At 58.1% G+C, this 26,699-nt stretch carries 21 protein-coding genes and 1 tRNA gene; 5 read left to right on the forward strand and 17 right to left on the reverse strand.

All coding sequences use genetic code 11. From position 1 onward, the window contains the following. Positions 1-160: 160 nt before the first annotated feature. From PG731_RS01440 to PG731_RS01465, 6 genes are all read right to left on the reverse strand, one after another. Positions 161-233: transfer RNA gene (locus PG731_RS01440), tRNA-Thr, on the reverse strand. A gap of 180 nt (positions 234-413) precedes the next feature. After that, the gene (locus PG731_RS01445; RefSeq protein WP_270771679.1) at positions 414-2,060 is read right to left on the reverse strand and encodes an alpha/beta hydrolase; all 1,647 of its coding nucleotides are present in this window, start codon (positions 2,058-2,060) and stop codon (positions 414-416) included. Between the two features lie 48 nt (positions 2,061-2,108). Further along, on the reverse strand, positions 2,109-3,380 hold the full coding sequence (locus tag PG731_RS01450) for a DNA polymerase III subunit delta' (RefSeq protein ID WP_270771681.1): 1,272 nt from the start codon (positions 3,378-3,380) through the stop codon (positions 2,109-2,111). Continuing rightward, positions 3,380-4,231, reverse strand: coding sequence for a dTMP kinase (gene tmk / locus PG731_RS01455; RefSeq protein WP_270771914.1), 852 nt, complete (start codon positions 4,229-4,231; stop codon positions 3,380-3,382). Before tmk ends, PG731_RS01450 begins: the two co-directional genes overlap by 1 nt. A gap of 133 nt (positions 4,232-4,364) precedes the next feature. Beyond that, a complete protein-coding gene (gene topA / locus PG731_RS01460) occupies positions 4,365-7,094 on the reverse strand; it encodes a type I DNA topoisomerase (RefSeq protein ID WP_270771682.1) in 2,730 nt (909 codons plus the stop codon). 114 nt (positions 7,095-7,208) lie between these two features. Then, positions 7,209-8,912 carry a DUF7059 domain-containing protein gene (locus tag PG731_RS01465; protein ID WP_270771683.1) on the reverse strand — a complete coding sequence of 568 codons (1,704 nt, stop codon included), beginning with the start codon at positions 8,910-8,912 and terminating at the stop codon, positions 7,209-7,211. Positions 8,913-9,159: 247 nt separating this feature from the next. Between PG731_RS01465 and PG731_RS01470 the strand changes: the two genes are divergently transcribed. After that, positions 9,160-10,104, forward strand: coding sequence for a DUF808 domain-containing protein (locus PG731_RS01470; protein WP_270771685.1), 945 nt, complete (start codon positions 9,160-9,162; stop codon positions 10,102-10,104). 266 nt (positions 10,105-10,370) lie between these two features. After that, complete coding sequence (locus tag PG731_RS01475; protein WP_101628036.1) at positions 10,371-10,994, forward strand: superoxide dismutase; 624 nt, start codon at positions 10,371-10,373, stop codon at positions 10,992-10,994. Between the two features lie 81 nt (positions 10,995-11,075). On the opposite strand, the gene ptsP is transcribed toward PG731_RS01475, so the two are convergent. Then, on the reverse strand, positions 11,076-12,761 hold the full coding sequence (ptsP, locus tag PG731_RS01480; RefSeq protein ID WP_270771686.1) for a phosphoenolpyruvate--protein phosphotransferase: 1,686 nt from the start codon (positions 12,759-12,761) through the stop codon (positions 11,076-11,078). A gap of 2 nt (positions 12,762-12,763) precedes the next feature. Then, entirely contained in the window at positions 12,764-13,030 is a 267-nt protein-coding gene (locus PG731_RS01485) for an HPr family phosphocarrier protein (RefSeq protein ID WP_101628038.1), read from the reverse strand. Between the two features lie 415 nt (positions 13,031-13,445). Here PG731_RS01485 and PG731_RS01490 point away from each other — a divergent pair, with 415 nt between their 5' ends. After that, positions 13,446-14,483: a LacI family DNA-binding transcriptional regulator gene (locus PG731_RS01490; protein WP_270771687.1), complete on the forward strand. Its 1,038-nt coding sequence runs from the start codon at positions 13,446-13,448 to the stop codon at positions 14,481-14,483. 135 nt (positions 14,484-14,618) lie between these two features. Here PG731_RS01490 and PG731_RS01495 read toward each other — a convergent pair whose 3' ends face one another. From PG731_RS01495 to PG731_RS01515, 5 genes are all read right to left on the reverse strand, one after another. Beyond that, positions 14,619-16,625: a sucrose-specific PTS transporter subunit IIBC gene (locus PG731_RS01495; protein ID WP_270771688.1), complete on the reverse strand. Its 2,007-nt coding sequence runs from the start codon at positions 16,623-16,625 to the stop codon at positions 14,619-14,621. A gap of 285 nt (positions 16,626-16,910) precedes the next feature. Further along, positions 16,911-18,404 (reverse strand): glycoside hydrolase family 32 protein, encoded by a 1,494-nt coding sequence (locus tag PG731_RS01500; protein WP_270771690.1) that lies wholly within the window; start codon positions 18,402-18,404, stop codon positions 16,911-16,913. 69 nt (positions 18,405-18,473) lie between these two features. Continuing rightward, positions 18,474-18,881 carry a hypothetical protein gene (locus PG731_RS01505; RefSeq protein ID WP_270771692.1) on the reverse strand — a complete coding sequence of 136 codons (408 nt, stop codon included), beginning with the start codon at positions 18,879-18,881 and terminating at the stop codon, positions 18,474-18,476. Positions 18,882-18,966: 85 nt separating this feature from the next. Next, positions 18,967-19,176: a hypothetical protein gene (locus PG731_RS01510; protein ID WP_270771693.1), complete on the reverse strand. Its 210-nt coding sequence runs from the start codon at positions 19,174-19,176 to the stop codon at positions 18,967-18,969. A gap of 131 nt (positions 19,177-19,307) precedes the next feature. Next, positions 19,308-20,384 (reverse strand): histidinol-phosphate transaminase, encoded by a 1,077-nt coding sequence (locus PG731_RS01515; RefSeq protein WP_270771694.1) that lies wholly within the window; start codon positions 20,382-20,384, stop codon positions 19,308-19,310. Between the two features lie 239 nt (positions 20,385-20,623). Between PG731_RS01515 and PG731_RS01520 the strand changes: the two genes are divergently transcribed. Then, positions 20,624-21,007 (forward strand): phage holin family protein, encoded by a 384-nt coding sequence (locus PG731_RS01520; protein ID WP_270771696.1) that lies wholly within the window; start codon positions 20,624-20,626, stop codon positions 21,005-21,007. Positions 21,008-21,120: 113 nt separating this feature from the next. Here the strand turns inward: PG731_RS01520 and PG731_RS01525 are convergent, their stop codons facing one another. From PG731_RS01525 to PG731_RS01535, 3 genes are read right to left on the reverse strand one after another with little or no spacing between them, the layout of a single operon-like run. Beyond that, positions 21,121-21,606 (reverse strand): hydroxyethylthiazole kinase, encoded by a 486-nt coding sequence (locus tag PG731_RS01525; RefSeq protein ID WP_270771697.1) that lies wholly within the window; start codon positions 21,604-21,606, stop codon positions 21,121-21,123. Continuing rightward, positions 21,575-23,239: a hypothetical protein gene (locus PG731_RS01530; protein ID WP_270771698.1), complete on the reverse strand. Its 1,665-nt coding sequence runs from the start codon at positions 23,237-23,239 to the stop codon at positions 21,575-21,577. The genes PG731_RS01525 and PG731_RS01530 overlap by 32 nt, the downstream gene beginning before the upstream one ends. 1 nt (position 23,240) lies before the next feature. Next, entirely contained in the window at positions 23,241-23,585 is a 345-nt protein-coding gene (locus PG731_RS01535; RefSeq protein WP_270771699.1) for a hypothetical protein, read from the reverse strand. Positions 23,586-23,725: 140 nt separating this feature from the next. Between PG731_RS01535 and PG731_RS01540 the strand changes: the two genes are divergently transcribed. Next, positions 23,726-24,496: a fructosamine kinase family protein gene (locus PG731_RS01540; RefSeq protein ID WP_270771701.1), complete on the forward strand. Its 771-nt coding sequence runs from the start codon at positions 23,726-23,728 to the stop codon at positions 24,494-24,496. A gap of 53 nt (positions 24,497-24,549) precedes the next feature. Here PG731_RS01540 and PG731_RS01545 read toward each other — a convergent pair whose 3' ends face one another. Then, positions 24,550-26,640 (reverse strand): acyltransferase family protein, encoded by a 2,091-nt coding sequence (locus PG731_RS01545; RefSeq protein ID WP_270771702.1) that lies wholly within the window; start codon positions 26,638-26,640, stop codon positions 24,550-24,552. Positions 26,641-26,699: the final 59 nt, after the last annotated feature.

Consider the following 26,699-nt stretch of genomic DNA (forward strand, 5'->3'; position numbering starts at 1 on the left):
ACAACTGGGACTAACCCTCCACCAACTCTTTTTGTCCTTTAACCCAGAACTTAAACGACAAATGTTATATATCAATCGTTCATCATAGAAGCGTCGAGCAGACAAAACCACCGAATATAAAGAAAACGGCCTAACCCGCAAGTCCAAACCGTTTCAGTCGAGCCACCTGTGGGAATCGAACCCACGACCTATTCATTACGAGTGAATCGCTCTGCCGACTGAGCTAAGGTGGCCTGTCCGCAATCCCCACAGGGGCGTTCGGACAACGGTATAACCATAGTGTGCGCCACGGGTTTGCCGCAAATGACTGCCCAGATTAACCGTTTGGATATTCCTCACACACGAGGCCGCCCGCAATCCGACGACCATCTCACCCGGGGCGGAGCCGATCGGCCTCGTGAATCAGGAGGCGGTCACGAACAACTCAAACCGTTGGCCGGAACTGTCCCATCGACCAAGTAGCCCTCGACTGCGTCCACCACGCACCTACTGGCTTTCTTCGAATAGGCGGTGTGCGACCAGCCTTCAACCGAGACCAGCACACCGGACTCCAACTGAGCCGCCAAGTTCTGCGCCATCACATACGGAGTCGCAGGATCATGCGTCGTCCCCACCACAACAATTGGCTGGGCACCCTTCGCACTCACCGGATGACGAGCCGCATGATCAGTCGGCCAGGCACTCAGACCGGCCGACGCATACCCCGCATCCGTGCCGAAGACCGGGAGCGTATCAGCCAGTTTCTCAGCGGCCTGCGCCCACTCTTCCGGGGTGCCAACCGGCTCATAATCAGCGTTATTCACAGCGATCAACGCATCCATCGAATTCGAGGCGAACGTGCCATCATCCTGGCGATCACTGGACAAGTCCGCGATATACAGCAACTGTGAACCGTCACTGTCCTCTACCGCCTGGCGCACCGCTTCGGTGAGGACAGAATACGAATCGGACGAATACAAGCCCGTAATAATTCCCGTCACCGCCAGATTCCGCGTCAATGGACGGTGAGGATCCGAAGTCTCAAGTGGCTGATCCTCGACAGCGTCAAGGAAGGCCACAAGATCAGCGACCGCGTCATCAACGCTTCCACTGAACGGGCAATTCTTCCCCGCAACACATTCTTCAAGCCAGTGGCGCGCGGACGCTTCAAAACCTTCCATTTGAAGATCCGACACCTGGTTGATATCCATCGCTGGATCAATCGCACCATCAAGAACGAAACGCCCCACCTTGTCAGCGAACATATCGGCGTAGAGCGCCCCAACGAACGTGCCGTAGGAATACCCAAGGTAGTTCAGCTTCTCTTGACCAAGAATCGCGCGAACCATGTCGAAATCCTTCGCCACGGACACCGTATCAATGTGCTTGTAGACGTTCCCGGACAGTTGCTGGCACCCCTCGGCAATCTTGGCGCTCAGCTCTTCGGCTTGCGCGATGATCTCAGCGGGATCCATATCGCGACCGGAGACGCCTCCGCCAGCAGTCCCACCTTCACCCAATGTGCCATTCGTCGCGTAGGCATCACGCTGGGCATCCGTCATACAGATCGCGGGGGACGAGGCGCCAACGCCACGAGGATCCAGAGCAACGATGTCATACATCTTCACAACCGCATCGCCCAAACCACTCTCTACTTGGCCGACCAGCGACGACACGGCAGCGCCACCCGGACCGCCAAGATTGTAGAAAAGCGCCGGAGCATACTCGACCCCACTGCGATGCACTGCGATTGACAGTGTAATTTGCTCGCCCGAGGGCTCGTCCCAGTCCAGTGGAGCGTACAGCGTTGCACACTGATAGTTCTGCGGATCGGAAGGAGGCACCGACGAACCGTCGGAAATCTGTTGTGTCGAGCAATCGCCCCAATTGATTGTCTGACGATAGAAATCATCGATCGATGTGCCCGAAACGGCGTTCGGTTCGGAGGGGCGGATGGAGCTCTCGGAGTAGCGGAAGCTGTTAATCAGGAGCATTGCCGCGTTCACGATGAACGGCAACAGCAAGACAACGACAGCAACAACTGCAACCATCGCTATTCGACGCTTCGACTTCACAATCATAGGACAAGGATATGGGAGTCCTCGTCGAAGTCCGTGTTTGGGCTGTCGTTAAGCCTGGGGACGAAGCGATACTGCCATCGCTTCGAGCACAAGAAGCGCCTGTCCGTTCGACATAAGGCGCTTGCGGGCTTCTTCAATTGCGGCAACGCGACCCATTGTCTGACGAGGCGTCGAATCGGACGCCAGTTCGTGAACCACATCTTCAAGATCACCATTCACCAGCTGTTGACCGGTCCCCAACTGCACCATCAGCACATCGCGATAGATCGCGAGCAAATCAACGAGCGCACGATCTAAGGCATCGGTCAGAGCACGCTTGGAACGACGCTTCTGATCGTCTTCCAGTTGTTTGAGCATCACTCTTTGCTGACGGTCAGGTCGCTCAGATTCGTCCATACCGAGCTGGCGAAGCAAAGCTGCTTTCTCGCGCGCGTTTCGTTCAAGAGTCTGCGCATCAGCTTGCGCCTGCGCTGTCTTCAAAAGACCCTCGGCAGCGAAAACTGCTTCTCCCACGGAGCGAACGCGAACCGGTGCGGTCATAATCTGACGACGGCGCTCACGCATTTCAGGGTCTTTCGCCAGCGCCCTCGCCAACCCGATATGCGACTGAGCGGTGCGGGCAGCGCTGATCGCGGTTTGCCGGTCTGCCACGCCTTCACTGACAAGTAGGTCAGCGACCGCTTCCACGGATGGAATACGGAGCCCAAGGTGACGGCAACGCGAACGAATCGTCGTAATCATGTCTTCTGGGCTGGGAGCACACAGGAGCCAGACGGTGCGAGCGGGCGGTTCTTCAATGGCTTTCAGTAGCGCGTTCGCGCCGGCTTCAGTCAGACGATCCGCATCTTCAACGATGATGACGCGCCAACGACCCTGCGAAGGTGCTGACTGAGCTTGGAGGACCAGAGAACGCGCGGTATCAACAGAGATGACGCTGGCTTCTGTGGCCACAAGGTGCACGTCAGCATTCGATCCGTTCATCGTTGTTATGCAGCCTGGGCAGTGTCCTGCACCCATGTCGGCTTCGGTGCATTGGAGGGCTGCCGCGAATGCCCTGGCAGCAACCGAACGACCCGAACCGGGCGGTCCGGTAATCAGCCACGCGTGACTCATCGCGCGAGAAATGTCATCGCCGGCCGAATCGATATCGTAATCGGAGGGGTCGGCTGAAGTGCGATCCGCCTGAGAGGGATCAACAGACGCGTGCGCATGTTCCCCATCGACGAGGCCACGCGCACCTAGCGCAGCACCTCGAAGAATCTCGACGGCGGCTTCTTGGCCGACGAGTTCATCCCAGACGTGTGCTCCACGGAGCGCCATTAGGCTTTATCTTCTTCTGCGGATGGCCACAGGGGTGCCTGTCCTGCGAGGATTCCAAGCATTGACTTCTTCTTGGATGACTTCGAAGCCTTAGCCCCGGACTTTGTCTTGGCTTTCGGCGCCGAGTGCGACGCCACCTTCGCGTTATCCGTGGTCAACGGTTCTGCAGATTTGTCGACCGGTCGAGGAGGTTGATCGACGGCGGTTTCATCGTCCACGTGTTGAACAACGCCAGAGCCGAAGCGTTCTTCAAGAACACCACGGATTTCGGAGAAGACTTCGTCGGGGGTGCCAACGCCGTCGATCACGATAATGCGTTCAGGTTCAGCATCGGCCAAACGCAGGTATTCGTGGCGGACGCGCTCATGGAAGTCCATGGATTCGCGTTCCATGCGGTCGGGGGCGTCCGTGCGACGACGGGCTCCCACCTCTGGAGGCAGGTCGAGCAGGAAAGTCAGGGTCGGATCGAGGCTCTGGGTTGCCCACATGGACAGGGAACGAATTTCGTCAACACCAAGCGATCGAGCGGCCCCTTGGTATGCGAGTGACGAATCGATATAGCGATCAGCCAATACGACCTCTCCGGCTGCAAGAGCTGGACGAATCAGGGTAGCAACGTGGTAGGCGCGATCCGCTGCATACAGCAGGGCTTCGGTCTGAGGATCGATGTCTTCGGGACCGTTTTGAACCATCTGACGGATCTGAACGCCAAGCTCGGTACCGCCGGGCTCACGGGTGACCTTGACGGTACGACCACGCTCGATAAACCAGTCACGAACGCGCTGGATCTGCGTTGATTTTCCAGCTCCGTCGCCACCTTCGAAGGTGATAAACACACCCTCAGCGCCCATCCCCATACTCCCGTCTACCGTCATGCTTTCAATCGTCGCATGACCTTCCCTGTTTTGGAACGAAGACATGTGTTCGTCGTGTGCACGTCAGTGCAGGCCTCGGTGTTCAGTTCCTGCCGATGCGCACCGGCCACTATTTCGTTGTCTTCTTTGCAACAGTCTTCTTTGTTGTTGTCTTACGTGTCGTGGTCTTCTTTGCGCTCGACTTCTTCGCGGTTGCACGACCTCGCTTCGGAGCTGGCCCCTTTGCACGCTTATCGGCAAGCAGCATGAAGGCACGTTCTTCGGTCAGGTCTTCGACGCTTTCTGCACGAGGCACCGTCACGTTCGTTTCACCGTCTGTCACGTACGGACCGAAACGACCATCCTTCACCGTGACCTTCTTACCGGACACCGGGTCTTCACCGAACTCGCGAAGCGGCGGCTTTGCAACGCCTCGACCGCGAACCTTCGGCTGAGCGTAGATCGCAAGAGCCTCGTCCAGCGTGATCGTGAACAAGTGTTCTTCCGACGCCAGCGTGCGCGAGTCGCTCCCCTTCTTCAGGTACGGACCATAGCGACCGTTCTGAGCGGTAATCACTTCCTGCGTTTCCGGATCAACACCGACCTCGCGCGGAAGCGAAAGTAGTTGGAGGGCCTGTTCAAGGGTCACCGTCGACAGGTTCATGCTCTTAAACAGCGATGCGGTTCGAGGCTTCGGTGCAGCCTTCTTGCGCCCCCTTGTAGTCGCGACTTCTGTTTCTTCCGGTTCGGGAAGAATCTCGGTGATGTAGGGGCCGAAACGACCGTTTTTTGCCACCAGAGTGTGACCGGTTTGCGGATCAACACCCAGCTCGCGACCATCATCTGCAGCAAGAGCGAACAGTTCGGAGATTTTTTCAGCGTTGACTTCGTCGGGAGCAACGTCTTCGGGCAGGTTGGCGCGCGTGCCATCAGCCTTTTCAAGGTACGGGCCATAGCGACCCACGCGAACAACCACGTCATCACCGACAGGCTGCGAGTTCACGGCGCGAGCATCGATATCGTCGCCGAGTGATTCGACCTGATACTTCAAGCCGTTTTCATCGCCCTTGCCATTTTCACCCAGGTAAAAACCGGTGAGGAAGTCAGCACCCTTTTCTTCACCGGTAGCGATGCGGTCAAGATCCGTTTCCATAGACGCGGTGAAGTCGTAGTCAACCAGTCCAGGCAGGCTCTCTTCCAGCAGACGGGTGACCGAGAATGCCAACCATGTCGGCACAAGGTACTGACCGCGGTGCGTGATGTATCCGCGGTCACTGATCGTCTGGATCGTTGCCGCATACGTGGAAGGACGACCGATGCCACGCTCTTCCATGGTCTTGACCAGAGTTGCTTCGGTGTAGCGACCCGGAGGCTGAGTCTGGTGTCCTTCAGGGATTGCTTCCACGACGTTTGCGCTATCGCCTTCGGAGACGTTCGGCAGAGTTGCTTCTGCTTCACTGTCCTTTTCAGCGTCGTAACGACCCTTGTCACGGCCTTCTTCGTAGGCCTGACGGAAACCGGGCTCGGTGATGACCGTGCCGGAGGCGGAAGAAACAACAGAGTGCGCGCCATCGGATGTGGCAACGTCGGTAGCAACGCGAATTGTCGCGGTGAAACCGACAGCGTCGGTCATCTGCGAGGCAACCGTACGCTTCCAGATCAAGTCATAGAGAGCCAACTGCTGACGGCTCAGCTGACCTGCAACCTGTGCGGGGGTACGGAAGTGATCGCCGGCGGGGCGGATAGCTTCGTGAGCTTCCTGCGCTCCTTTCGCAACCTTGCCGTACACGCGAGGCTTCTCGGGGACAGAGGCAGCACCGTAAAGTTCTGCGGCCTGCGCCCGTGCCGCGGCAATGGCTTGGCCGGACAGTGCAGTCGAATCGGTTCGCATGTAGGTGATATAACCGGACTCGTACAGGGACTGAGCGGTACGCATTGTCGACGAAGCATTCCAGTGCAGCTTTCGCGAGGCTTCCTGCTGCAGTGTAGACGTCGTGAACGGTGCTGCCGGACGACGACGGTACGGCTTCTGCGTGACCGAATCAATAACCGACGTCGTGGATGCTTCCAACGCGGTGGCGAGGTCTCGAGCGAGTGCCTCGTTCAGGTGCAGGACGTCAGCTTTTTCCGACTTGTCCTTCAGAACACCCTTCTCGCTGAAGTCGGAACCTGTTGCTACGGATCGACCATCAACGTGCGTTACCTTCGCGTTGAATGCGTCGCCTGCTTCGATGCGGGTCTGGATTGACCAGTATTCAGCGGGAATGTGGGCAATACGGTCACGTTCACGATCCACGACCAGACGGGTTGCCACTGACTGCACGCGGCCAGCCGACAGGGAGGGACGGATCTTGCGCCAGAGCAGAGGCGAGACCTCGTAGCCGTACAGGCGGTCAAGGATTCGACGGGTTTCCTGCGCATCGACGAGCGCCGTATCGAGCTCACGAGTGTTCTCAAGCGCGCGAATAATCGCTTCCTTTGTGATTTCGTGGAAGACCATGCGCTTAACCGGCACCTTCGGTTTCAACACCTGCAAAAGGTGCCATGCGATTGCTTCACCTTCGCGGTCCTCATCAGTTGCCAGGAAGAGTTCGTCGGCTTCTTTCAGCGCGCGTCTGAGTTCGGTGACCTTTTTCTTCTTGTCCGGGTTGACCGCATAGTAAGGAGTAAAACCGTGCTCGACATCGACGGCGAAGCGACCGTAGGGGCCCTTCTTCATGTCGGTCGGCAGTTCCTTCGGCTGAGGCAAGTCACGAATGTGCCCAATTGATGCGGTCACATGGTAGTCGGGACCCAGGTATCCCTCGATGGTCGCGGCCTTCGCGGGAGACTCCACGATGACCAGCTTTGACGCTCCCATGACTCACCCTTTCGGTGCCTAATTTGAATTCAACGAAAATCGTCGCGCTTGCCTGACCTTACAACGGACCCGGCAAATTTCGCGCGCTGTCCACTCGGTGGCAGCGAAAGTCCACTAGACGGTCGACTGCTTGCTACACGTTACAACTTCAAGCATTCCTGCCCGAATCAGGGCTCGAAGAGGAACGTCGACTTCCGCGCGAACGTCTGAGATTTCACGGTCAGTGAGCATCGCCACGGCCGCACTGATCTGCCCGACCTCTAGTTCGCCGTCGCACGCCCCAACAATCGCTGACACGGCGGTGCCAACCATGATGGATCGTCCAAGTCCACTGCCCTGATGCAGGATCATGACGTTCGGATCAGGGATACCTGGAACATAGTGGCGTTCTTCAGTCACGTCATCGGCACGAACCAGAGTCAGAGCACCAAGATCGTCCGGAAGGCGCAACGCATCCAACGTGCGCTCAACATCTGCCCCTAACGGCCTGCGCCCAGTGAGTTCAAGATCGAAGTGCTGGATTCCGCGAGCGCCACCCGCTTCGTCCGCGTCCAGTCGTCGCATGGCAACAAACCCCATGCCAACTGCGCCGACGTTCGCGCTGTCAAAGTCGGCGAGCCATTTCGCGTATGCGATTTCCCGCTTCGAATCTACGAGGCCGGAAGGGTCCTCGACACCGACCAGCGCTCCGGATTCGCCAATTTTCAGTTCACCATCCGCTTCAGGATCCGCGTCGTGGGGATCAGCATCTTGAAGCCACATTTCCACGTACTGCGCGGGGTCCAAGACATCGCGCTGGACAATCCACGCGTCCACGGGCCGGTCGGAGAACCAAGGCTTCAGACGATCTGACCACCCAGAATCGGGATCCACATCCGCGGGGATCTCCCAGTTCCCAATCATCTGCATATACCCGCCGGGCACCAGATGATCTGGGCCCGTCTGGATTACGGTGCGGACTAGTTCGTCACGACTCATTCCGCCATCGCGATATTCCAGCAGATCGTCGCCGTCTCCGCGCAGAATATCGGGAGTAATAACGAAGGGAGGGTTCGTCACGATCAGATCAAAGGTCTGTCCAGCGACGGGTTCAAAAAGCGAACCCGCACGCACATCAATCTGCACGTCATTCAACGCCGCATTAAAGCGTGTGAACTGGCACGCGCGCTCTGACAGGTCAGTCGCCACAACACGTTCACAATGAGTTGCCAAGTGCATCGCCTGGATTCCGCACCCACACCCCATATCGAGGGCAGACGTAAAGGGCTTACGGATCGTCATCTCTAGCAGACTGGTGGATGCTCCACCCACACCTAACACGTGGTCAGGGCGAAGAGCTCTGCCTGTCACCGTTGACGTTAGATCTGAGGCAATCCACCAATTCATCTGTCGAGTCGAATCGGAATCCGACCCACCGCCGACCACAACGTCGGGAATCACGGCGCTGTAGGGGCGCAGGTCAACCGTCGCGCGGTAGCGCGACGGAGAGCCCAAGTCAGCCACGGGTTGCACAAGACCCAGCGACACGGCACCAGCAACGCCACATGCAGGGAGTGCCTGATCCAACTGCTGGCCCGCCACCGTATCGCCCAGCATGAAGAGCCGGGTCAAAACAGAGATTGGAGCGCTCTGAGCACGCAGTTCAACCAACGCAGGCACACGCTGTTCACGCCCCAAGGCTGTAAGAGCACGTTGCGACACAACCTGCTCGAGAGCATCGACGTACCAGCCGGCACCATCAAAGTCAGAGCGCAGACACGCAATCAGTGCCAGATCGAGGATCGGCGTATCGGTAACAGCCACTTCGGATTCGTTCATGACACCAACACTAGTTGCCACCATGGACAAATCGAATTGCACGAACCGCGCCCTATGGACAAGCAAACTTTTATCCACAAGCGCGGCCTCGTCACTGAATCACCAACGACCAGCGGAAAGCGAACGTGCCCAACCCAACCACACACCAACTCCTTGCGCACTCACTCCCCACGCCCGTCCTCACTACACGCAGGCGCCTGAACGCTGGCATGATGAGACGTACACACCGTCTACTTCAAGGACAAATATGGCCGGCGGACTCATCGCACTTCTCGACGACATTGCCACGCTCGCGAAAGCAACAGCATCATCCCTCGATGACATTGCTGCGGGCGCCGCAAAAGCATCGTCGAAAGCCGTTGGCGTCGTCATCGACGACACCGCCGTCACCCCGCAGTATGTGGCTGGCCTTGACCCGAGTCGTGAAATCCCGATCATCAAGAAGATCGCGCGCGCATCCCTTATTAACAAGCTCGCCATCATCCTGCCGGTCGCACTGATCCTCACCTGGCTGGCCCCCTGGCTTCTGCCCGTCATCCTCATCATCGGCGGCTCGTATCTCTGCTTCGAAGGCGGAGAAAAAGCTCTCACCAAGCTCCACCTCTACCCCGAACGCGTTGACCTCGAGGACGCAGCGACCCCCGTTACCCCGGAAGAAATTGAGAAGGGCATCATCTCGTCCGCCAGCCGCACTGACCTGATTCTTTCTGCGGAAATCATGCTCATTTCGCTGGCCGGCGTCACCACCACCTCCAACCTCGTCAAAGTTGGCATCATGGTCAGCGTCGCCTTCTTCATGACCTTCTTCGTCTACGGAATTGTCGCCGTCCTGGTTAAAATGGATGACCTTGGTCTACGCCTCGCAGAAAAGAAGGGTGGCATTGCCAGCTTCGGACGAGGCCTCGTTTCCGTCATGCCGAAGGTCTTCACCATCATCGGAGTCGTCGGCACACTCGCCATGCTCTGGGTCGGCGGACACATCGTCATCTCCTCCCTCAACGACCTCGGCTTCACCGCGCTCCACCACATCGTCGAGCACGGCGTCTCCTACGTCGAACACCTCGGTGGCGCCGCCACATGGACCGCCGAAACCGTCCAATCCGGCATCTTCGGCCTGATCTGGGGCATCGTCCTCGCCTACATCTGGCTCGGGATTTCCAGCGTCATCAAGCGGGTGCGTCACACCAAGTGAGGGCATCGACGAGGCCCCAACGCAACATCTCCATCAACAGGGACGAGCTCACGCACTCATTGCGCCAAGACTTACGACAGGCGGGCGCGGCCTCGTGAAACCACACCCGTTGCACTCAACGCGCGTTTTATTCCCAGTCGGCAGTGGCTGAAACCTCACGTCCATGTTCCACCGTTCCCATAGCAAAAGGGGACTAAAGCCCTGTACCCTCGAAAGTGTGAACGGCAGTCGTAGCACTGCCATAAATACCTAACGAAGGAGACACCATGACCGTCTACACGCTCCCCGAGCTCCCCTACGACTACGCAGCACTCGAGCCACACATCTCCGGCACAATCATGGAACTGCACCACGACAAGCACCACGCAAACTACGTCGGTGGCGCAAACACCGCCCTTGAGAAGCTCGAAGCAGCACGCGAATCCGGCGACTTCGCCGCCATCAACCTGTACGAGAAGAACCTTGCGTTCAACCTCGGTGGTCACACCAACCACACCATCTTCTGGCAGAACATGACCCCCGACGGCCAAGGTCGCCCCGAAGGTGAACTCGCCGCAGCAATCGACGAATACTTCGGCTCCTTCGAGAAGTTCCAGGGCCAGTTCGCAGCCGCTGCCCTCGGCCTGCAAGGCTCCGGCTGGGGCATCCTCGCATGGGATGCACTCGCCGGCCGTCTGCTCACCTTCCAGCTGACCGACCAGCAGGGTAACATCCCGGTCGCCACCGTCCCGCTACTCATGCTGGATATGTGGGAGCACGCCTTCTACCTCGACTACCAGAACGTCAAGGCAGACTATGTCAAGGCATGGTGGAACATCGTCAACTGGGACGACGTCGCAGCACGCTTCGAACGCGCCCGCACCCAGTACACCGGCCTGGTTGTCGCCTGACACCTGCCTAGTCTCTGACTAACAAAGCAGAGCCCCGGACCTCTTAGAGGTCCGGGGCTTCGTGCTTCAATCAGAGGTTGCTCAGAGCAACGCCAGCATCGTCGGCGAGACGAGCTTCAAGACATTGTTGCGTCCCTCTTCAGCCGTCGGAGCATCCAGCGCATAGGCAGCCATCTGCTGGCAGGTCGCCAGGTCGTGCAGGCGAAGAGCGGCGCGAACAGCGTTCACCTTAGTCGGCGCCATCGACAGGGAACCGACACCCAAACCGGTCAAAACCAGCGCCAACAGTGGGTCGCCGCCGGCTTCACCGCAGACACCGATCGACTTGCCTGTCGAACGACCACCTTCACAGGCGAACTTGATCATCTGCAGGACCGCCGGCTGCCACGCGTTGAGCAGCGGAGCAAGCTCGCCGTCCATGCGGTCAGCGGCCATCGTGTACTGCGTCAGGTCATTCGTACCGATCGACGCAAAGTCAACGATGGACAGCATCTGGTCTGCGCGGATAGCGGCCGCGGGAACTTCGATCATGATGCCGACCTTCGGCAGACCCACGCCACGTGCCTTGTCGGCGAACCACTGGGCTTCCTCAAGAGTGGACACCATCGGGGCCATGACCCAGAGGTCGGCTTTCGTGGCCTCGTAGGCGGCAGCCAAAGCGGCCAGCTGCGTATCAATCAGGTCCTCGCGAGCCTGGCAGAGGCGCAAACCGCGACGGCCAAGCGCCGGGTTTTCTTCCTTGCCAAGATCCGCGAACGACAGTGGCTTGTCGGCACCGGCGTCGAGCGTGCGCACGACAACACGACGGTCACCGAACGCCTGGAGAACCTTGGTGTAGGTTTCCGTCTGTTCTTCTAGCGAAGGCGCATCCGCGCGATCAAGGAACAGGAATTCGGTACGGAACAAGCCGGAGCCTTCAAGGTCGAACTTGGCTGCACGTTCAGCGTCATCGATTGTGCCGATGTTGGCAAGAAGCTTGACCTTGTAGCCGTCGTAGGTCGCACCTTCACCGGACGAGCCGGCAAGCGCGGTGGCGCGATGACGCGAACGCTCTTCGAGAAGCTCAACTTCTTCGTCGGTCGGATTAACGATAACTTCACCGACGCCACCGTCAAGGGCGAGCATGCACCCTTCGGTGACATCGAGAATGCTGGTCACCTTCACGATTGCCGGAATGCCAAGCTGAGCAGCCAGAATCGCGGTGTGCGACGTGGGGCCACCGATTTCGGTGATGATGCCCTTGACCTTCTCAGGGTCCAGGGTTGCAGTTTCAGCGGGCGCCAGATCGCGAGCAAGCAGGATGACGGGCTCATCGAACGAGGGAACGCCGGGAGCCGGAAGTCCGCGCAGTTCGCAAATTGCACGGTCGCGCACGTCATACAGGTCGGTGGCGCGTTCCGCCATGTATCCGCCCAGTCCGCGGAGCATTTCGGCGTATTCTTCGACAGCTGCTTCGACTGCGGCAGTCACACCGAAGCCCTTCTTCAGCTTCTTGTCGATACCTTTTGCCAGACCGCGGTCTGACGCAAGTTTGGCGGTGGCTTTCAAGATCGGCTTCGACTCTTCGGGAGCCGTTTCCATACGTTCTTTGAGGCTGTTGCTGACTGTTGCGAGAGCCTCGCGCACACGGGCACCGTCCGCCTCGGGATCGGTGCAAGCAGGTTCGTTCGTATCAACGCCGGGTGCTGGGCGCACGATTGCTGCCGGGGCAGCGGCTGTTCCGGCTGAGACGCCGATTCCGTGGAGGACTGAGTGTCCGGTGCTCATGCTCACTCCTGGTCGAGATCGCGCGAAAGCAGTTCGACCAGCGAGTCGAGGACTGCGCCAGCGTTGTCATCTTCGGTGGACAGGGTCACTTCGTCGCCGTGCTTGACACCGAGGGTCATGATTTCGAGGAGCGATGCTGCATCTGCTTCTTCACCGTCGAACGAGATAACGATGTCGACACCGGATTCATCAACGGCATCGGCGAGGACGGCAGCGGGACGCGCGTGCAGACCAACGGAGGAGGCGACGACAACAGAACGAGAGATCATGAGGTTTTCCTTCCAACCCGGGTATGTCCATCGTTGGACATATCGACCCTTGCCCTTAAATCGTAAAAGGAATTATCGCGCCTGTCAGCACAGTTTCACGGCGCAGTTCCGCGATCATTGTCACGTCGCCACCTTCCGCCTTCTTCCTCATTCACGAGGCCGGCCACACTTTCATCACCCACAACCAACCCGAGGGCCGACTGTATCACGCGCCAAGACGCCCGGCCTCGTCCCCCTTTTTGCCTGCTCAACACGCATTTCACCAATTATTTCTACGCATCAGGCACACGATCAACAGACGACGAAAATGAGTAGTCAGTAAATGGGCTCACACTTCGACAGAAGTCCATATGGTCTGCACACATCAACATCTAGAATGAACCGAACGATTGCGAGCAAAACAAGGACCTAACCCGTGAAGTCACACTCCGAGCCCACCCTGGCCGACGTCGCCAAAGAAGCCGGCGTCTCATTGACCACCGTGTCGCGAGTCCTCAACAACCGCGGATACCTGTCCCAGACAACAAAGGACCGCGTCGGCGACGCGATCGCAAAACTCGGATACCGTCCCAACCAGCTCGCACGCGCACTCCACGGCAAAAAGTCCGACACCATCGGATTGATCGTCCCGACTGTCGCACTCCCCTTCTTCGGCGAACTCGCCGTCGAGATTGAAAACGCCCTTGCCGAACACGGTTACCGCATCCTCATCTGCAACTCGATGGGACATGCGGACCGCGAACGCGACTACTTGAACCTACTGGTCGGAAATCGAGTCGACGGTATTATTTCTGGCGCACACAACGAAGCGCTCGAGGAATACCAAACGATCCGCATGCCACTGGTCACCATCGACCGCGAGCTCTCACCCCGGATCCCTAACGTCCGTTGCAACAACGAAACCGCCGGATACGACGCCACCAGGCGCTTGTTGGACGCAGGCTGCCGCCGACCGGCCCTGCTGACCTCGCGCTCGCACCCGAAGAACCTGCGCGAGCATGGATATCGTCGAGCCCTTGGCGAAGACGGCATTGAACCGGTCATTCTTGAAGTTCCCTTCCACACGGATCCTGCGATCCGCCAACTGGCCGTCAACGAATGCCTCAACTCTGTCGCCGAAGAAATTGATGCCGTTTTCGCCACCGATGACCTGGCCGCGGCCGAGGTCCTCGAATGGGCGCGCCTGCACACCCTGACCGTTCCAGGCGACCTGCGAATCATCGGCTTCGACGGAACCCAGGCTATTCACCGCGCTCTTCCCGGACTGACCACGCTACGCCAGCCCCTCGATCTGATTGCCCGCAAGGCCGTCGAGATCCTGCTTGCGCAGATCAACGGTGAAACCGGCACCGAACCCCACAGCTTAGCCGATGCATCCGACGCTTCTCACGACCACGCGACTGGCGAAAGCTACGAGTTCCCAGTGACTTTCATTGAAGGCTGGACCGCATAAGCGCACATCTCAATTCAATTGAATCAGGGGCACTGACAACCGTCAGTGCCCCTTCATTATTCGCACTCAGATCACAAACGCGATGGGGAGAAGGCTACGGCCTTCTCCCCGTCACGTGTCAGGAATGAAACCCGATCAGGCGGTTACTTCCTTTGGGTGCGCCTCAAGGAAGGTATCGTTCGCGGAAACGATGCCCGTTCCAGAAAGCTCGACGGAGTCGAACTTCTTCTTGTTGGTGACAACAACCGGGGTGATGGTGTCATAACCGGCTACGCGGATACCGTCCCAGTCAACCTCGGCGAGGACGTCGCCGCGACGGACCATGTCACCCTTGGCGACGCGGGGGGTGAAGCACTTGCCTTCAAGCTTGACCGTGTCCATACCAATGTGGATCAGGACCTGCATGCCGGATGCGGACTTCAGGCCGTAGGCGTGGCCGGTCTCGAATGCGACCGTAACCTTGCCGTCGAAGGGTGCCACGACTGCGCCCCCGGCGGGGATGATTGCCGCACCCGGGCCGAGCATTCCTTTGGCGAAGGACTCGTCCTTGACCTGCTCGAGCGAGATGATTTCACCGGCGAGAGGTGCGGTGATGGTGTAGTCGGTGTCTGCGCCTTCGGTGTATTCAACAACCTTGGCTTCTGCGACGCCAGCAACTGCAGGAGCTGTAGCGACGACTGCGGAATTGGCGGATACTGCGACTGCGCCACCTTCGACCATGTCAGCCTTGCCTCGCGTCGAGGCGTAGGCGAAAGTGCCACCGAAAGAGAGGGCGAAGACGAGCATTTCGAGGAGCAGGTACATCGGAATGTCGTTCGGGATGATCGACACGAAGCCGACGAAACCTGCTGCACCGAGTGCCTGGCCACGAACATCGAAGAGTGCGACGCCGGCGGAACCAATTGCTGCAGCAACCATGCCGACGTAGAAGGGCCAGCGCAGGCGCAGGTTGACACCGAAGATTGCGGGTTCGGTAATACCGAAGACTGCGGACGCACCACCGGCACCGGCGAGGCCCTTCATCTTGGCATCGCGGGTCTTCAGGAAGACAGCGAGGGCTGCAGCACCCTGAGCGATGTTTGCCATGGAGGCGATCGGGAAGATGAAGTCACCGATACCACCGTTAACGGGGAGCAACGGGATTTCAACTGCCGGGAAGGACTGGTGCAGGCCGGTGACGACGATCGGCGAGTAGAAGAAGCCGAAGATCAGGCCACCGATTGGGCCGAGCGTGGAGTAACCCCAGTTGATGCCGTTGGTGATGCCTTCTGCAAGAACGCGGGTGACCGGGCCGATCGCGATGAATGCGAGGAAACCGGTGAGGAGCATGGTGACCAGCGGGGTGACCAGGAAGTCAACGGTGCCGGACAGGCGCTTGTGTAGCCACTTTTCGATGACGCACATGACGAAGGTGACGGCGAGGGTCGGGATAACCTGTGCCTGATAGCCGATCTTGGCAACTTCCATGCCAAAGAGGTGCCAGTATTCAACCTCTGCGTCGCCGGCAAGTGCCGCGCCAGTACTCCATGCATTGAGCAGGTCGGAGGAGATCATTGCCGCGCCGATTGCTGCACCAAGGTAGACATTGCCACCGAAGCGTTTTGCAGCGGAGAAGCCGACTAGGACAGGCAGCGAAGCGAATGCTGCCGACGAGATCATGTTGATCAGGGAGGCGTAATCAGCGATGGCCGGGAACATTCCAACGACGGACTGTTCACCGAAGAGGCCTTCAGCGGTCAGAACGTTGTTGATGGCCATCATCAGACCGCCGGCGATCAGGGCGGGGAGGACCGGGACAAAGATGTCAGCAATCATCTTGATGAAGCGCGAGAAGAGGTTGCCGGACTTCGCGGCTTCTTCCTTGGCTTCGTCCTTAGAGACCTCGCGGACGGAGTGGTTTTCGACCATCTTGCGGTAGACGTTGTCGACATCGCCGGGACCGACGATGATCTGGAACATGCCACCTGCTGCGAAGGTGCCCTTGAGGTCTTCGTTCGCATCGAGGGCAGCCTGGTCAATCTTGGACTCGTCGACAATAACGAGTCGCAGGCGGGTTGCACAGTGTGCGGCTGCGCTGATGTTATCGGCGCCTCCGACTGCTTCTACAACTTCGGACGCCACCTTGGCGTAATCCATTGCCATCCACGTTCCTTTCTCGGTGGGCCAGGCGCGTGTACAACCTCGTCGTTCACTACCGGGCTATATAGCAATCGTTTGACATACTATGTGCGCTATACATGCCCACGCAAGGACTTTTGCCTCATTGTTATGTGGACTTTTCGCCGAACTGGCGCGCGAAAATGTGCGCTTACCACCTAAGTAGCGCTGACCTGCGGACACATTCCAGCTGGCAACCCACCCAGATTGTCGATTCACGAGGCCGCGCACACATCTCACACACCACCCTTTACATGGCGCGGACACCTTTTAATCCAAACGAGCCCTGCACACGTTTGTCAGAGTTGCGCAGCCCGATTCGCATCGCGCTTCGAGCCCAGCTGCTTCACCGTTGAGGAAGGAGCGGAAGGTGAAGACCTTGCGACCACCTCCGAGGAAGATTTCGGTGAGAGACCGGTCGTGGATAATCTCAATATGCTCCGACTCTTCTTCCGTGAGCGTCACGGTTCGCGTATCGCCGTTCGGGTAACGCGAGTCAGAGCGATCAACGGTCAGGGCTGACCGGCTCAGTACCACATTCACTCCCGCCCCTGTAGAGCCGATGGCGAAAGTAACGGAGGCGGCCTCGTCGGACGAAGAAGCGGAAGGTGCGTTGAACTCGACGTCAGCGGAGAACCTCCATGAACGCGAACCCGCGAGAGTCTCCACTTCGGAGTCGAACGACAGCGGCAAGCCGGGCAAGTAGGGACGCTGAACAAGCACGCCATCAACCAACACCAGCTGTCGCGGAGAGGTCAAGCAGTGCACCCAACCACCGGTTTCGATCGAGGGCTGGTCATCTTCACTGGCGTTGCCTGCCCAGCCGACGAGGAGCGCGGGCTTCTCGTCGCTCCACGCACCCCACGCGGTGTCGGTGCGCGCGTAGACCTGGGGAGCGTAGAACTCGAAACCACGGTCGAGCTCGGTAAATGAGCCGTCACACTCGGTAAACTGGGTGCCGACCAGTTTTCCGACGATGTAGATGCAGGGGAAGATGTTTTCGTAGCCTTCGACGTCGGGGGCGATGCCCTGGGGGCAGAAGATGAGGACGTCGCGGACTTCGCCGGTGACCTCATCGCTCAGGCGAACGAGGTTCGGGCATTCCCACATGTAGCCGAAAGCGTCGAATGCGCCGTTCGCATCGGGGAAGGTCATTTCTCCTTCACATTCCCAGGTGCGCAGGTCGCTCGAACGGTAGAGAAGGGTGGCGCCGGTTTCGTTTTCGCGCTGCACGCCGAGGAGCATGCGGTAGCTACCCGGCACTTCGGGATCGGCCCAGACCTGCGGGTCACGGAAGTGAGCGGTGTAGCCGTCGGGTTGATGTCCGATAATCGGCGGAACAAGCTTGGTATACGACTTCATGTCGGGCGTAACGACGACGCACTGGGTCGCTTCGCGCTCACCGGTCTGCGGATCCTTGTAGTTGCCCGTGTACCAGAGTTCCACTCCTTCTTCGGTCGCGATCGCAGTACCGGAGTAGGCGCCGTTTGCGTCCTGGTGACTATCGGGCAAGATCGCGGGTTCCAGATATTCCCAGTTCACAAGGTTCTTCGACGTCGCATGACCCCAATAAACAAGCTTCTTCGGATGCTCCGGGGTGTACTGGAAGAAGGCGTGGTAAGTGTCGCCGACTTTGATCAGGCCGTTCGGATCATTGAGTCGCCCGACTGGCGGGGCGACGTGAAATTGGGGGTAGTCCGCGTCTTCGCGGGCGTGAGAGTGACGTTCAGCGTTGAGTGCAAGAGCCAGGAAATCCTCAGTCATTCTTCGAGAGTAGCAAGTATGTCACTCGTTTGACAGAGACTTTCGGTCATACCTTACAAACACCCCGAATCAGTCGACCCAAAGCGGTCTTCCCGCACAAAGCTCCGCAACTGCGTGGCGGACCGGGCCTCGTAAATCTGTAGCAGAGGTGAACGCTGCACGAAGCCGGGAAACCTGCGAGCCCACGCCCACCATCTGCGCGCACACCGACAGATCCTCCACGCACCCCAGATCAACGGCAGCCGGGCGCACCCACTCAAGCACATCGCCTAACACCTGCATGAACGGGGCCACACCCCCAGCACTATTGACCACCAACTCAGCGTCCGTACCGAATCGGGAAGCACGCCACTTATTCAGCTCCAGCAATTCGCGAGGTAGCACCGCAGGCGCGACCCCACGATCAAGATCACGCGACACCGTCTCAACCAAAGCGTGAACAAGCGCGGACAAAGCCCGTAATTCCGTCATATTCATCGCCGAATCGAACGAGCGGACCTCAATCGTTCCAAAGCCCGGCGATGGTCGAACATAGTCGATGGCCCAGAAATGATTGCGCGCTTCAACAATGCGAAGGATGCTCGGAGTAGAGCGAGTCTAGCGAGCACTCGAGATAGTCGACTACCCGACGTAAGACGTGCGTAGCAATTGGCTCACCGCGACCTATCTTTGCGATTCTGCGAGAAGAAATACCGAGGTTTTTCCAGCTGAGTACGTTAATCCCCACCTCGGTCACCTTTTCGATCAGACCGTCGTAGTAGTACGTTCCCACAAGACACCTCCAGTCTCTACTTGTCTCCCACCACAGGCACACCATTACTTATGGTCCCGGAATCCCCCATAGGTAAAGGTATGCGTGAAGAAAGGAAAGTAAAGCTAACCCCGCCACACACAAGAAGGACGTCAACACCCAGCGAGCGGCCTCGTCACCTTCAAAAACTCATCATTCATATCGGGCGTAGCTACCGACACGCGCACACCGTCTGCGAAGGGGCGGACAATCAACCCCGCTGCTGCACACGCATCGACCACTTCATTCCCCGCACCGGGAAGGAAGAAGAAGTTCGCCTGCGAATCAGGAACCTCAAAACCAGCGTCACGTAGCTCGGCGATCATGCGATCGCGCTCCGCAGCGATTCTTTTCGCCTGCGTATGGATTTCCTCAGCTTCAGTCAGAGACGCGAGCGCTCCAGCCTGCGCAACAGTCGAAACACCAAAAGGAATCAACACCGCTTGGATTGCACCGATCAGGTCCTCATGCCCGATCGCGTACCCAATGCGAATACCCGCCAGCGCATGCACTTTCGAGAAGGTGCGCATCACCAGCACGTTCGAATGCTCGCTGATCAGCGGAATTGCGGTGCTCACACACGGATCCGTCACGAAATCAATGTAGGCCTCGTCCACCAGGATCAGCACATGCGGATTCACGCGCTCCACAACGTCGTGAACCTGTTCGAACGTGAGCGCCGGCCCCGTCGGATTGTTCGGCGAGCAAAGAACCAGAGCACCCACATTGTCTTCATTCGCAGACGCCACCAGCGCCTCAAGGTCGTGCGCCCCATCAGCTAACAGCGGGATCGGCACCCCCACCCCGTGAACGCTGGGGATCGCGATCGGATAGGACTCAAATGAACGCCACGGGTAGACGACGCGCGTGCCCGGCTCACACACGACATTGAGCGCAGCAACAAGTAACGCTGACGAGCCCGTTCCTACGCACACCTGCTCCGGTGCCACATCAAAACGCTCGGCAACCGCCTGGCGAACCGGTGTCGCTGTCAGATCCGGATAGCGATTCACGCTTTCGAGCGCTTTTGTCATCGCCTGAACCACCTTCGTCGACGGCCCATCCGGCATCTCGTTCGATGACATCTTCACCGCACCGGGCGCACTCTTGCCCGGCTTGTATCGCGGTAGGTCTTCAACGGCGCAACGAATCGGGACGGTCAAAGCAGCGTTGTCACGTGGTGCGTTCATGCTTCTAGTCCTACCCCACTTGGGTGGCGTAGGTCAGTTCAATGCCAGCAGGCGAGCAGAATCGCGTCTTCGTCGTGGCATTCGCCCAGGGTGTACCTAGGAATTCACGAGGCCGCGCTCACCTTCAGAGCTTTTCGATTTACTCGTGGCGCGGGTCGGCAGGCGTGGAGAGTCGGAATGTCGCCCGAGAAAAACCGCCTGCGGATGCGAAAAAGCTGGAACGCAGGCAGACTGGAAGTATGGAATTTATACTTCGACTCATTGCAACCATGGCTGGTATCTGGGCAGCGACCCTGATTGTGCCGTCAATCAATTTCACCGACGGAACGTCACTAGCCTCCACTCTGATCGCCCTTGCGGTGATCGCATTGGTGTTCACTCTGGTGAACTCCCTGATCAAACCTCTGGTGAAGGTTCTGGCCTTCCCCCTGTACATCCTGACCTTCGGTTTGTTCGCCATCGTTACCGACGCCCTGCTGTTCATGCTGACCGGCGCACTTTCAACATCCGTTGGCATTCCCTTTGAAACAGGTGGCTTCTGGGCAAGCTTCTTTGGTGCTGTCATCACCGCAATCGTCTCGTCCATTGTTGCCGGCTTGATTGGCGCAAAGAAGGACAAGTAGTCCGCCTTCGGGCAGGTGACAATGTGAACCTCTGAGATTAGGGGGCGGGGGGGTTTTGGTGCAGAACAACCCCCCCCCCCCCCGCCCCTTCGTATTGCTAGACGCTTCACATTTCAGTCCGATGCAGGCGTTGCCGCTGCCATCACGTCGACGTGCGACGCGTGGAGCTCTCGCTCAACCTTGATCGAATTCGCCGATGCTTCGGCCCAGAACACCAGGTCATCCGGATCGTGCGCAAAAGTGGCGAGACCAGCAAGAACCTTCGCGGGAAGATCCGCTTGACCAACGTGCACACCCGCAACTGGGACACCCAGTGCGCGAGCTGCGAGGAACGCACCCAACGCACAGCCACCACCAGTGACGCGAGTCAGCATTTCTGCGCCACCACCAACACGAATAATCTGATCTGCGCTGACGATTGCGTCGGTTGCACCGGAGATTGCAACAACACTGCCATAGTTGCGCGCGATGAGCTGGGCTGCTTCGAGCGCTGATTCAACCTCGTCGGAGGCGGTTTCAGAGCGGTCGTCTACATCTGTCCACCGGCGTTTATCCGATTGTTCAGCCCTAGTCGTGAATGCGCCTAGTGTCGAAGACATACGCCTGAGAGGTTGTCTGCTCGGTCAAACCGAGCGATTCGATCCGATGTTCTTCCCATTCTTTAACTTTGGTAAGCCCCGGCTCATTTTGGCGATCCTCAATATCTCCTAACAGGTTGCGGTAGGTTTCAATGTCGTGCGCAACCAGATTCTGCCCCTGTTTTTCGGCCGGGATATACGTTTGCCCGTCAAAGTGAACGGTTGTCACTCCTTGGGAAGTCGCTCCCCCGTCGAGTGCTGGCACCAGGTCTCTGGTGTTCTCTAATGCGAGGACGTGGACTTGCGAAGGAGTCTGCGATCCGCCAATCGGGGACCCCGCTGTCAGAGCTGATACGACGTGGTACTTCTGATTCACGTCACTACTGGTCGCCAGTTGAGCGGCAATAATGCCTCCTTGCGAATGACCAACGAACTCGACGGGTTCATCTGCTTTGATTCCAGCCATTTTCATCGCCTCTAGGACCGCGCGAGATTGGTCGGATTCGTGCCCTGCTACCCCCTCAAAATTGGTGAGCATATCCTGCGGGTTACTTCCCCCAACGCTCCACTTCTGAGTACCTCGAATGACGACTGACCAGGACGAACGTGTTCGTGATCCACCTGGCGATGACGCATCGGAGGGGATCGGAGTGCTGTGTTCGATGATCTTGATTTGCCCTTCTTCGCCTCCTGATTTCAGTCCTGAAAGTGACTCCAACAGTTGTGATGGTTTGAGCGGAGTATCAACCGTGGAAATAGGAGTAGGGGCGCTCATTGCAGGTCGAATATCGGAGGCAGAAGGGGTGACCACGCGCTGAGTCGGATGCAAACGGATCGCACCAACCCCCTGTCCCACTCCACCGACGATCGACAGAACGGAGAGCGCGAAAGGCGTATGCGGACTCGCCGCCAATATGGGAGCGAATCCTTCTTTCACTGCTTTGATAATCCGATGTCCTCTGCCAGTTCCCGACGAGGAGCCTGTCTGAATTTCCACGCCCGTGACATTTCCGAAGAACAGCGCACCAAGTCCGGACGACCACGATGCAGCGTACCCGGCGACCTGCTTCGTTGAGCTTCCAGGCACACCGCGCCAAGCGCCGAAAGGATGCAGAACGCCGAAGGAGAACGCATCAAGGTCGCGTTCAAAACGAAGTGCCGTTAAACCATCTGAGCGCCCGAACACGAACGCCAGGATCGCTGATAGGACATCAAGATTCCGCGAGCGCACATCCCATGTGTTTTCCCTTAGCCACTGAGCAATCATCGGAAAGCCCGGCGCAGGCTCTTTGAGGTTCGACTGCGACAGATTCAGGTTGAAGATGGGACTGTCATTGTGGGTTGATGACAAAAGCGCAACCGCCCGCGAGTCCGCGCCCGAATAGATGGCTGCACAGTAGGCGATCGAGTCGGCGAATGCGGACAGTTTGGCGCGAAGATACGTCATCAACGAGGCCACTTCTTCTATCGCACTAACGGCCGTGTATGCGGTGGGGCTGAGCCCGATGCCTAGGCGTGCATGATCCTGAGCCGACCGAGTGGAAGCGATCAATGCGGATAGCGACTCTTCACTCTCGCGAAGCCGGGTACATGCCATGATTAACGCATCCGTATCAACGTGCGTTGGCCCGCTTGTCACAACAATTCTGTTCATATCAGAACGCACCCGATGACTCAGAGAAGGTATGTGAAGCAAAAGAGGCAGGCGTATACGCGCCCAGCGATAACGGATTTGTTGTTTGTCCGGGCATCAGAACAACGCTGGCTAGCTGACACTCAGCAATCGCCGTGTCGAGCGCTAAAAGCGCATCATCTGCCGAGTCCATGAGCACTCCGAGCTGTCCTAAAAGCACCAAGAGGTCATCTCGAGCTGCGTTAGCAGCTCCACCCTGCCAGTCTTCGAAGCGCTCACGTGCAATGTCGCCGTGTACGTCTTCAAGCACTGTGCATACGCTCCACATTGATTCGCGAGCGACCTGCATATTGCCTACTTCATCCACGGATCCTCCTTCCGCTCCTCACGCTAGAAGGACAGCGAAAACGAGGAAAGTCGAGGGAAGCGAAATTGTGGATAACCAATTACAGGGACGAGCACCTGTGGATATCCTCGTAACAATTGCAGCCCCTAAGGAGTAACACCGTGGAGACGTTCCGGAAAAGTGACCATCGGCCTTCAAAGATCTCCCATGAAGTCACATCGCTCTTATGGCTCGCGGATGCGGGCAATCAGGCAACGCGGATTGTTCCCGTGCTCGATTATGGGAAGACCTGGCTCGAAGAGCCAGTCCTGTCTCGCGTCCAAGCAACCCCGCGGATGGCTGAGGAATTCGGACGAGCCCTAGCGTATACGCACGCGGCGGGCGCACCTCATTTGGGCGCTCCACCGCCCGGGCATACAACCGACGGGTGGATGGGTGAAGCTCCATTGCCTCTCTTAGCCGATGGGGGCAGTGCATCTTGGGGACAGTACTACGCCGAATACCGGGTTGAGCCCTATATTGACTGCCCAGCTTTTAGCCAGATAGACCGCGAGCGCCTGCATCAATTCGCCGAAAAACTCGCTTCTGGGGCGTTTGACCATGACCAACCCGCTCTTGTCCGTTCCGGGGAAGTATCTCGACTTCATGGAGATCTGTGGAGCGGAAACGTCATGTGGACACCCGATGGTGTCACTCTTATCGATCCAGCAGCCCAAGGGGGTCACGGCGAAGAAGACTTGGCGATGCTCGGTGTTTTTGGTTGCCCTCATCTGGAAACAATCCGCGATGCCTACGCCGAAGCATCACCTCTTCAGGACGGCTGGCGCGAACGCATCGGGCTTCACAGTCTTCATATTCTGATCATTCACGCCTATCTTTTTGGCGCGTCCTACCGGTCAGATGTGATGCAGATAGTGAAGAAATACGGCTAGCACAACAGGCGGGAATCCCGCCGGGGCGAGCGCTCCACTTGCCGTGTGCTGAATCAGTACGCCGATTGTGCTCCGAATTGAGAATCCGTTTCGGCACTCCCTTCACTGTCACGCAGGGAGATCTGAAGGGCCTCGTTCAGAGCACTCCGGATTGCTTCAACGTAAATCTGATGACCCTGATCCGTTGCCGGGTGCACGGAGTCTCCGGCCAGATCCTCGGGGTGACGGGAAATGGGGTTCGCCCAATCGGCCACGAACACGTTCCGGTAGCGCGTTGCTGCACGCCAAATCGTGTCATTCGACGGTGGGATCCACGTTGTACGAGCAGGACCGAATGCAGTGACCAGGATGAGCTTTCTCTCTGGCCCGATCTGGGCAACAAGAGCGTCAATCTGATCGTCTGTCACGGCATTATTCGTTGCCAGTGAGATGACGACGTATTCGCGAAGCAAGCCCTGCGCGTTCAAAGAATCGATGATGGCACCAGCAACAAGAACAGAACGCGAGACCTCGGCGTCAACGTAGACACCCGGGAATGCTTCGCTGAGCGCAGCCGAAGAACCCAGGGTGACCGAGTCACCAATAATCGTGATTTCTTCGCCGGCGACCTGTGGCGGCGTGTAGTCGTAGCGGCGGATGAACACTGGTTCGCCACTTTGTGCGCCAGACTGTGCGTCGCTTTGGGTCTCGCTCTGCGACTGGTCGCCCGACGACGCCGTATCCGTATCCGAGGACTGCGAGCCGGACGCCTCCGCATCGCTGGCAAGAGCCGACATTGCTCCCTGTTCAATGGCGGTTTGAGCGCTCGACTGATTCGGCGAGAAGGTGAGTGCAACCGCAAACAGGGAGGCAATCATCAGCACAATCACAGCGAGGACGATGCGGACTTTTCCAGTGAATGTCAGAAAACCTGACCACACGATACGGCACCACTTGAGGAAGCCGACGCGACGAATTGGCGTCTCAATAAACCTGTACGACAGCGTGGCGAAAAGAACCGATACCACTGACACGATCGTTGCCGACATTGGCAGACTCATCTGGGGAGCCAAGTAGAAAACGAGCACCCACAACGGCCAATGCCACAGGTAGATTCCGTAGGATCGTTCACCCAGCCACACCAGGGGACGCAGTTCAAGCAACTTGCGAAGCAGACGGGCACTCCCGGCGTAGGACACGTCGGGAAGCAAGCCACGGATTGTGAACGCCGTCGTCAAAGACACGATGACCATGCCCCACGGGTACATGAATGACTCAGGCAACACAGTCATCAGGAACATCGTGGCAAAGAATGAGATGACGCCGAAGAAGCCGATATATCCGGCATGTTTGACGCGTTCGTCGACCATTCGCATGGCGTTAGGAACGGCGAATGCGAGGGCCGCGCCGATCATCAGGCCCCACAGGTGAGTGTCTGTTCCCATGTATGCACGCGAAAGGTCGTGGCCGACTAGGACAGCGTGCCATGCGGTCGATGCTCCGCCGATTCCAAGAGCACTCCAGATTCTGAGGTGTTTCGGTAGCCGAACCAGAAGAAGGAGGATCAGTGGCCAGATGACGTAGAACTGTTGTTCAACGGCGAATGACCATGCGTTGGTCAGGAGTAGTGGCGACTGTTGTTCGAAGTAGGAGGCGCCGGAGATGATTTCAATCCAGTTGTACGTGCCGGTGAGCACGCCGACGACTTGGCGAGGGAGCGCGACGAGCGCATCTGTCCCGCTGAGCAGAGCAAGGATTCCCGCACCAATACACGTCGTGACCGCCGCCGGGACAAGACGCCTGAAACGTCGAATCCAGAAATGATCGATCCCAAGTGAACCGGTTGAATCCAATCGGTCGATCAGCAGCAAGGTGATGAGGAAGCCCGACAGGACGAAGAAAATGTCGACGCCCGCGAACCCGGCTTTCGCATACTGCGGGAGCAGGTGGTAGACCAGAACGAAGATCGCTGCGATGGCACGAATACCATCGAGTCCCTGCAAGCGTCGTCGAGTTGTCAGGGTTGGCGTCGGTTCCGATGGGGTGGACGAGGCCGCGCCTGCTGACGAATCCCCTTCGTTGTCCGAGTGCGCGGACTGAGAACCAACACCGGATTGACCGGAGGATTCAAAAGCACTCGGGCTCGGAGTATGGGTTTTCGTCACGCCCAAGATTTTAGAGTATCCACCATCGGGACACCCCATCGGGTGACGCACCTCAAAAG

This window comes from Pauljensenia sp. OF14-1SRA, from assembly GCF_027694595.1.
Classification (GTDB): domain Bacteria; phylum Actinomycetota; class Actinomycetes; order Actinomycetales; family Actinomycetaceae; genus Pauljensenia; species Pauljensenia turicensis_B.